Below are 8,094 nucleotides of genomic sequence, written 5' to 3' on the forward strand. Positions count from 1 at the left end.
GCCGGCGGCAGGAGCGCGCGGGCCTGCGCGGCGGCGTCGGCGGCGGCCACGAGATCGCCCGCCTCGAGGGCCGCGCGCGCCACGCCGACGAGCCCGCGGGCCTCATCGGAGTCGACCGACAGATCGTCGGCGGGCAGCCGGTAGCCACCCGGCACGGACTGCACCGGCAGGCCGAGCCGACGCACGCGTGAGACGAGCGCCTGCACGGCGCCCTGCTCGTCGTCGGGCGGCGCACCGTCCCAGACGGCCTCGACGAGCGCGCCGACGGACACCGCACGCCCGCGCGCCGCGACGAGCTCACGCACCACGGCGGCGAGCCGCTCGCCGCGGACGGGCCGGCCGTCGAGCGCGAGCGGTCCGAGGGTGGTCACGTGCACGTGACCAGCATCCCTCACGTGCCCGTGGGGGCGGGAAAGGTTCTGGCGCGCGGGGTGTTGTGCCGGGGGAGCGACGCGAGACACGGGTCGCCCAGCAACGGGAGGAAGCACATGTCTGTCGTCGTCACCGGGGCCAGCGGCCACCTGGGCCGTCTCGTCGTCGAGGGTCTGCTCGAAGCGGGGGTCGCGCCCGGCGAGATCGTCGCGGGCGGGCGCCGGACCGAGCGCCTCGCGGACCTGGCCGAGCGCGGCGTGCGCGTGGCGGTGGTCGACTACGACCGCCCCGAGACGCTGCCCGAGGCCTTCGGGGGTGCCGACACGCTCGTGCTCGTCTCCGGCTCCGAGGTCGGCAAGCGCATCCCTCAGCACACCGCGGCGATCGAGGCCGCGCGGGCGGCCGGCGTCCGCCGCATCGTCTACACGAGCGCGCCGCACGCCGACACCACGACGCTCGTCGTCGCACCCGAGCACAAGGCGACCGAGGAGCTGCTGGCGGCCTCCGGCCTGGTCGTGACGGTGCTGCGCAACAACTGGTACACCGAGAACTACGTCCCGGCGCTGCAGCAGGCGGCCGCGACGGGCGAGATCGTCTCGTCGACCGGGGACGGGCGCGTGGCCTCCGCGAGCCGCGCGGACTTCGCCGCGGGCGTGGTGGCGGTCGTCACGGGCGAGGGGCACGACGGTCGGACCTACGAGGTCTCGGGCGACTACGCGTGGACGCACGACGAGCTCGCGGCCGCGGCGGCGCAGGTGCTCGGCCGTCCGGTCGTGCACCGGCGGGTGACGCCCGACGAGCAGCGCGCGGGCCTGCTGGCGGCCGGTCTCGACGAGGGCACCGTCGGGTTCGTCGTGGCGCTCGACCAGGACATCGCCGCGGGTGGCCTCGCGGACGCGACCGACACGCTGCGCACCCTCATCGGCCGCCCGACGACGCCGCTCCTCGACGGCCTGCGCGCGGCGTGGGCGGACGCCTCCGCGAGCTGAGACGCCGCCCGGCGGCCCACGGACCGGACACTTCGGGACTCCATCGGACATATCGCCTGTGGACGACTCTGGGGACGAGACGGTCCCCGATGTGGACGACCTGTGGGCCGCCTGTGGGTCGAACCACAGCGATGTCGTTACGCCCGCGCAAACCCGCAGGCCAGAGGCTCTGTCAGGGGTCGTCGGTACTGTGGACGAGTCATGCACGGGGTGAAAAACGACACGGATGTAACACAACACCTAGTGGTTGGTTGCGGTGTCAGACACTAGGTGTAGTGTCTTCTCTACGCGATCGACCGAGGCGTCGAGCGGTCGCCGGCGGCTCCACGAGGGCCTCCGGGAACGCTCGGTCAGGGCGACCTCCGAGGGTCGGGAAGAGCGCGGACGAGCATCAGAACCACTGAGTTTCTTTGAGTCTCCGGGGAGAGGCACCATGACGATCACGGTCTACAGCAAGCCGGCCTGCGTGCAGTGCAACGCGACCTACCGTGCTCTCGACAAGCTCGGTGCCGAGTACACGGTCGTGGACATCAGCGAGGACGCGGACGCCCGCGACTACGTCATGTCGCTCGGCCACCTGCAGGCCCCGGTCGTCATCGTCGACGGGGTCGACGGGGACCACTGGTCGGGCTACCGCCCGGACCGCATCAAGGCGCTCGAGCAGCGCCTGCAGGCTGTCACCGTCGCCTGAAGCGCCGCCTTCGACGGCGGTCACACCGGCCCACGGAGGCCGGCGGAAGCCAGCGCTCGAATCGCTGAGGAGGCATCGATGAGCTCGCTCGTCTACTTCTCCTCGGCCTCGAACAACACCCACCGCTTCATCGAGAAGCTGGGCCAGCCGGCCCAGCGGATCCCCCTGCGCCCGACCGAGGCGTTCTTGCACGTCACAGAGCCGTACGTGCTCGTCGTGCCGACGTACGGGGGCGGGAACGAGGGCGGCGCGGTACCGCGGCAGGTCGTGAAGTTCCTCAACGACACGGCCAACCGCTCACTGCTCCGCGGCGTCATCGCCGCGGGCAACACCAACTTCGGCGAGGCGTACTGCATCGCGGGGGAGATCATCGCGGCCAAGTGCCGCGTCCCCTACCTGTACGGCTTCGAGCTCATGGGAACGAACGAGGACGTGCAGCGCGTCCGCGACGGATTGGAACGGTTTTGGCAGCGACAGTCACTGATCAGCGCGTAGAGGCGTCGGGCCTGGACTACCACGCCCTCAACGCGATGCTGAACCTGTACAGCGCGGACGGGAAGATCCAGTTCGACAAGGACCGCGAGGCGGCCCGCGCGTACTTCCTGCAGCACGTGAACCAGAACACGGTGTTCTTCCACGACCTGGACGAGAAGCTCGACTACCTCGTCGAGAACAAGTACTACGACCCGGCGGTGCTCGCGCAGTACGACCGCGCGTTCATCAAGACGCTGTTCCAGTACGCGTACTCGAAGAAGTTCCGCTTCCAGACCTTCCTCGGGGCGTTCAAGTACTACACGTCGTACACGCTCAAGACGTTCGACGGGAAGCGCTACCTCGAGCGCTTCGAGGACCGCGTGTGCATGGTGGCGCTCTCGCTCGCCGCGGGCGACCAGGACTACGCGATCTCCCTGGTCGACGAGATCGTCTCGGGCCGGTTCCAGCCGGCGACGCCGACGTTCCTCAACCTCGGCAAGGCGCAGCGCGGCGAGCCCGTCTCCTGCTTCCTGCTGCGCATCGAGGACAACATGGAGTCCATCGCGCGCGGCATCAACTCCGCGCTGCAGCTCTCCAAGCGCGGCGGCGGCGTGGCCCTGCTGCTCTCGAACGTCCGTGAGCACGGCGCGCCCATCAAGCACATCGAGAACCAGAGCTCCGGCGTCATCCCCGTGATGAAGCTGCTCGAGGACTCGTTCTCGTACGCCAACCAGCTCGGCGCGCGTCAAGGTGCTGGCGCGGTGTACCTGCACGCGCACCACCCGGACATCTACCGGTTCCTCGACACCAAGCGCGAGAACGCCGACGAGAAGATCCGCATCAAGACGCTGTCGCTCGGCGTCGTGATCCCGGACATCACGTTCGACCTCGCGAAGAAGAACGAGCCGATGTACCTGTTCTCGCCGTACGACGTCGAGCGCGTGTACGGCGTGCCGTTCGCGGACATCAACGTCACCGAGAAGTACTACGAGATGGTCGACGACTCGCGGATCCGCAAGACGAAGATCAGCGCCCGCGAGTTCTTCCAGACGCTCGCCGAGATCCAGTTCGAGTCCGGCTACCCGTACGTCATGTTCGAGGACACGGTGAACCGGGCCAACCCGATCGACGGCAAGGTCACGCACTCGAACCTCTGCTCGGAGATCCTGCAGGTCTCGACCCCGTCGACCTACAACGAGGACCTGTCCTACGACCACGTCGGCCGGGACATCTCCTGCAACCTCGGCTCGATGAACATCGCGCTGTCGATGGACTCCCCGGACTTCGGCAAGTCCGTCGAGACCGCGATCCGTGCCCTGACGGCCGTCTCCGACCAGACCGACATCGAGTCGGTCCCGTCGATCAAGCGCGCCAACCGCGGCGGGCACGCGATCGGCCTAGGCCAGATGAACCTGCACGGGTACCTGGCGCGCGAGCGGATCTTCTACGGGTCCGACGAGGGCCTCGACTTCACGAACATCTACTTCTACACGGTCGCCTACCACGCGATCCGTGCGTCGAACCTGCTCGCGCAGGAGCGCGGCGAGAAGTTCTACGGCTTCGAGAAGTCGACGTACGCGACCGGCGAGTACTTCGAGAAGTACATCGAGAAGGAGTGGGCGCCGCGCACCGAGCGCGTCCGCGAGCTCTTCGCCGAGGCGAACATCCACATCCCGACGCAGGACGACTGGCGCACGCTCGCGGCGCTCGTCGCCGAGCACGGCCTGTACAACCAGAACCTGCAGGCGGTCCCGCCGACCGGCTCGATCTCGTACATCAACCACTCGACGAGCTCGATCCACCCGATCGCGTCGAAGATCGAGATCCGCAAGGAAGGCAAGATCGGTCGCGTCTACTACCCGGCGCCGTTCATGACGAACGACAACCTGGAGTACTACCAGGACGCGTACGAGATCGGCTACGAGAAGATCATCGACACCTACGCCGAGGCCACGCAGCACGTGGACCAGGGCCTGTCGCTGACGCTGTTCTTCAAGGACACCGCGACCACGCGTGACCTGAACAAGGCGCAGATCTACGCCTGGCGCAAGGGCATCAAGACGATCTACTACATCCGCCTGCGCCAGCTGGCACTCGAGGGGACTGAGGTGGAGGGTTGCGTCAGCTGCATGCTATGACGCTCTGACCTGCACTTTTACCGTCACGACGAAGAAGCGAGCACGAGAATGAGCCCTACGGGGAAGCTGAAGCTGGTCGACCGGGTCTCGGCGATCAACTGGAACCGCCTCCAGGACGACAAGGACCTCGAGGTCTGGGACCGCCTGGTCGGCAACTTCTGGCTGCCGGAGAAGGTCCCGGTCTCCAACGACATCCAGTCGTGGGCGACCCTGACCGAGGCCGAGAAGACCATGACGACCCGCGTCTTCACCGGCCTGACGCTGCTGGACACCATCCAGGGCACGGTCGGCGCGGTCAGCCTCATCCCCGACGCGCTCACCCCGCACGAGGAGGCCGTCTACACGAACATCGCGTTCATGGAGTCGGTGCACGCCAAGTCGTACTCCTCGATCTTCTCGACGCTCATCTCCACCAAGGAGATCGACGAGGCGTTCCGCTGGTCGGAGGAGAACCCGAACCTGCAGCGCAAGGCCGAGATCGTCCTGAACTACTACCGGGGCGACGAGCCGCTCAAGCGCAAGGTCGCCTCGACCATGCTCGAGTCGTTCCTGTTCTACTCGGGCTTCTACGCGCCCATGTACTGGGCGTCGCGCGCCAAGCTCACCAACACGGCCGACCTCATCCGCCTGATCATCCGCGACGAGGCCGTGCACGGGTACTACATCGGCTACAAGTTCCAGAAGGGCCTCGAGCTCATCACGGAGGCCGAGCGCGCTGAGCTCAAGGAGTACACGTTCGAGCTGCTCTTCGAGCTGTACGACAACGAGGTCGAGTACACGCAGGACCTGTACGACGAGCTCGGCCTGACCGAGGACGTCAAGAAGTTCCTGCGCTACAACGCCAACAAGGCCCTCATGAACCTGGGCTACGAGGCGCTGTTCCCGCGCGACGAGACCGACGTCAACCCGGCGATCCTCTCGGCCCTGTCGCCGAACGCCGACGAGAACCACGACTTCTTCTCCGGCTCCGGCTCGTCGTACGTCATCGGCAAGGCCGTCAACACCGAGGACGACGACTGGGACTTCTGACTCTCCTCACGGCGCCGGTTCGGCGCTGCGAGAACTGACAGCGACGAGGGGGAGGCGCCAGCACCTGGCGGCTCTCCCTCGTCGTCTCCCTCGTCGCGCGGGCGGTGCGCGCTGTGGCTACCGTCGGGGTGACGGGGTACCCAGCGAGGGGATCGGGACCGTGCGTGCTGTCACTCGGGTAGGTGCCGGCCTGGTGCTGGCGGTCGGGATCGGGATCGGGTCTCTGGCTGGTGCACCCGCGGTGTGGGCGTCGCCGGTCGTGGACCTCGGGGACGACGACCAGATCGCGCTGACGCGCGACGGCGAGGAGTACACCGGCGCGCTGACGGTGACGAACCCCGACGACGCGGTGATCGACGTCGACCTCACGGTCACGGGCTGCACCGCCGACGCCGACCCGGGCAAGGTCGGTGCGAGTCGGCAGCAGTCGGTCGACCTCACGGTGAGCGGGTGCGAGGTCGGTGCCGGCACGACGGGCACGCTCACCGTCGGCGACAAGACGATCGCGGTCTCGTTCGACGTCACGGAGCCGACGGACCTGTCGGTCAGGGTCGTGGTGTGGCCGTTCGTCGTCGCTGCGGCGCTCGCCGCTCTCACGCTGCTGGTCGTCGGCGGGCGGTTCGAGGACGCCCACCGGGACGAGGAGAAGCGGCCGACCCTGAGGTCCCCGGTGACGGGGCTCAGCGCGTCGTGGTCCGCGGACTCCTGGGCGACGAACCTCACGGTCGTGTCCACCGCCGTGGTCGCCCTGTTCGGCGTCGCCGATCCCCTCACCGCGCTGCTCGGGAGTGAGCCTGAGCAAGCGGTCGCGCACGTCCTGGTCGCGGGCCTGGTTGCGTCGCTCCTCACGTTCGTCTCCGCGGCGGTGATGAAGGCGATCAGCGCCGGCGACGACGTGACGGTCGGGGCCGCGATGCTGGGCGGGTGGCTGACGCTGACGGCCGCGGCCGGGCTGCTCGGGAGCGTGACGGTCGCGCTCTGGGGCACCGACGAGCTCCGGCTGCCGGTAGCCCTGACGTGCGGTGCCCTCGTGGTCGTCGCGGTCTGGTACGTCATCTCGACGCTCGGTGGCGCGCTCAACACGCTCAGGCCCGAGACCCCTGTCGCTGCGGACGCGACGACGGCCCTCGCCGCCGTGACCGCCGTCCCGCCGAACGGCGACGAGACGGTCTGGGCGCGCAGCGTCGTCAGGTACGCCGGGGCACTCGCCGAGGAGCTCGCTCAGCCGACGATCGAGCCCGCGCCCCCAGGGACGCGCACGGCGGCACCCCAGACCGACGTCGCCGCGCCCGTTCCCGCCCGTCCCGTCTTCCGCCCGCAAGGAGTGCAGCGGCGCTCGGCGGTGCTGTAGCCGCTCGGTCCGAGCCGCCGCTCGGCGTCCACGAGGCGCCGCGCGACGAGCGGGTCAGCAGGTGGCGTAGCGGTGGCCGGGCTTGCCTGGGGGGACGAGGTCGCGGTCGCGCAAGATCGTCAGGGGTGCGCGGTCGGTCAGGGCGCAGACCTGGGCGAAAGTCAGGCCCGCGTCGTCGAGGGCGTCGGGGTACTCGATCTGCAGGACGTGGTCGCCGTACACGTCGGTGTAGGCGGCGCACTCGTCCCAGGCGGCGCACTCCTCGGTGACGGCGAAGTCGAAGCCGAGTCGATCGTGTGCGAGACGGGTGATCTCGGCGGCGTTCTTCTGCGCGATGGCCAGGCCCGCGGAGTGGGCGAGGTCGACGTACGCGCGGGCCAGGGCGTGGGCGCCGGCCTCGTCGATCGCGTCGAACCGGGTCCAGGTGTCGAGGTTGTCGATCTCGACGGCGTCGAACCCGTCGGCGGCGCACCCGGTGACGACCGGGCCGAGGACGCTCAGGATCGTCCGGCGCTGCGCGGGCGTGGACGGGTCAAGGACGTACTCGTCGGGCCAGTCAGGGTCGACGACCAGGTCGCCGCCCTCGTCATGCAGGAGGACGTCGGTGTGCCTGCGCCACAGCGAGGCCTCGCCGGGCTGCGTCTGGAAGCCGTTGACGTAGCAGACGGTGTACGCGCCGGGCAGCGGGGCCGCCGTCGCGTCCCGCACGACGACGTCGATCGCGCGCGTCGTCGCGCCCACGCGGACCGTCGGTGAGGGGCCGCCGAGCTGGTAGTCGAACACGCCGGCGGTCGGCGGCAACGTCACGCCGGGGGCCGGCGCCGGAGCGGGCGCCGGTGCGCGGCTGGGACCCGCGGCCGGGGCGGTGGGCGCCGCGGGGGTGCTCGACGCGGGGGGTGCGGCGGAGGTGGTCGCCGCGGCCGACGCGGACGGGGTGCTCGGAGCGGCGGGGGCGGGGGGGGGGGGGGGGGGGGGGGGGGGCGGGGCGGGCGGGGGGGGGGGTGAGGGGGGCGTGGCGCGGGGGGGGGGGGCGGCCGCCCACCCCAAAAG

7 protein-coding genes and 1 pseudogene are annotated in these 8,094 nt (G+C 69.6%); 6 read left to right on the top strand and 2 right to left on the bottom strand.

Features of this window, described 5'->3' with window-relative positions; translation table 11 throughout:
- Window positions 1–377 (bottom strand): annotated as a pseudogene (locus tag CWIS_RS02395) (transcriptional regulator); the annotation flags it as partial.
- A 111-nt stretch (window positions 378–488) separates the two neighbouring features.
- Here CWIS_RS02395 and CWIS_RS02400 point away from each other — a divergent pair.
- From CWIS_RS02400 to CWIS_RS02425, 6 genes are all read left to right on the top strand, one after another.
- Window positions 489–1,361 carry an SDR family oxidoreductase gene (locus tag CWIS_RS02400; protein ID WP_048341644.1) on the top strand — a complete coding sequence of 291 codons (873 nt, stop codon included), beginning with the start codon at window positions 489–491 and terminating at the stop codon, window positions 1,359–1,361.
- A 433-nt stretch (window positions 1,362–1,794) separates the two neighbouring features.
- Window positions 1,795–2,052, top strand: a complete 258-nt coding sequence (gene nrdH / locus CWIS_RS02405) for a glutaredoxin-like protein NrdH (RefSeq protein WP_048341645.1) — start codon at window positions 1,795–1,797, stop codon at window positions 2,050–2,052.
- A gap of 78 nt (window positions 2,053–2,130) precedes the next feature.
- Window positions 2,131–2,547 carry a class Ib ribonucleoside-diphosphate reductase assembly flavoprotein NrdI gene (gene nrdI, locus CWIS_RS02410; protein WP_048341646.1) on the top strand — a complete coding sequence of 139 codons (417 nt, stop codon included), beginning with the start codon at window positions 2,131–2,133 and terminating at the stop codon, window positions 2,545–2,547.
- Window positions 2,517–4,664, top strand: a complete 2,148-nt coding sequence (nrdE, locus tag CWIS_RS02415; RefSeq protein ID WP_048341647.1) for a class 1b ribonucleoside-diphosphate reductase subunit alpha — start codon at window positions 2,517–2,519, stop codon at window positions 4,662–4,664. Before nrdI ends, nrdE begins: the two co-directional genes overlap by 31 nt.
- 48 nt (window positions 4,665–4,712) lie before the next feature.
- Entirely contained in the window at window positions 4,713–5,693 is a 981-nt protein-coding gene (nrdF, locus tag CWIS_RS02420) for a class 1b ribonucleoside-diphosphate reductase subunit beta (RefSeq protein WP_048341648.1), read from the top strand.
- 193 nt (window positions 5,694–5,886) lie between these two features.
- Window positions 5,887–7,044 (top strand): hypothetical protein, encoded by a 1,158-nt coding sequence (locus tag CWIS_RS02425; protein WP_048341649.1) that lies wholly within the window; start codon window positions 5,887–5,889, stop codon window positions 7,042–7,044.
- A 54-nt stretch (window positions 7,045–7,098) separates the two neighbouring features.
- On the opposite strand, the gene CWIS_RS02430 is transcribed toward CWIS_RS02425, so the two are convergent.
- Window positions 7,099–7,851 carry an endo alpha-1,4 polygalactosaminidase gene (locus CWIS_RS02430; RefSeq protein WP_048341650.1) on the bottom strand — a complete coding sequence of 251 codons (753 nt, stop codon included), beginning with the start codon at window positions 7,849–7,851 and terminating at the stop codon, window positions 7,099–7,101.
- Window positions 7,852–8,094 lie beyond the last annotated feature (243 nt).

Source organism: Cellulomonas sp. A375-1, assembly GCF_001040865.1.
GTDB classification, from domain to species: domain Bacteria; phylum Actinomycetota; class Actinomycetes; order Actinomycetales; family Cellulomonadaceae; genus Cellulomonas; species Cellulomonas gelida.

What these genes read in the sequence shown, in the direction of transcription:
- nrdH (WP_048341645.1), top strand. Translation starts at nt 1,795, where the DNA reads ATGACGATCACGGTCTACAGCAAGCCGGCCTGCGTGCAGTGCAACGCG.
- nrdI (WP_048341646.1), top strand. Translation starts at nt 2,131, where the DNA reads ATGAGCTCGCTCGTCTACTTCTCCTCGGCCTCGAACAACACCCACCGC.
- nrdF (WP_048341648.1), top strand. Translation starts at nt 4,713, where the DNA reads ATGAGCCCTACGGGGAAGCTGAAGCTGGTCGACCGGGTCTCGGCGATC.
- CWIS_RS02400 (WP_048341644.1), top strand. Translation starts at nt 489, where the DNA reads ATGTCTGTCGTCGTCACCGGGGCCAGCGGCCACCTGGGCCGTCTCGTC.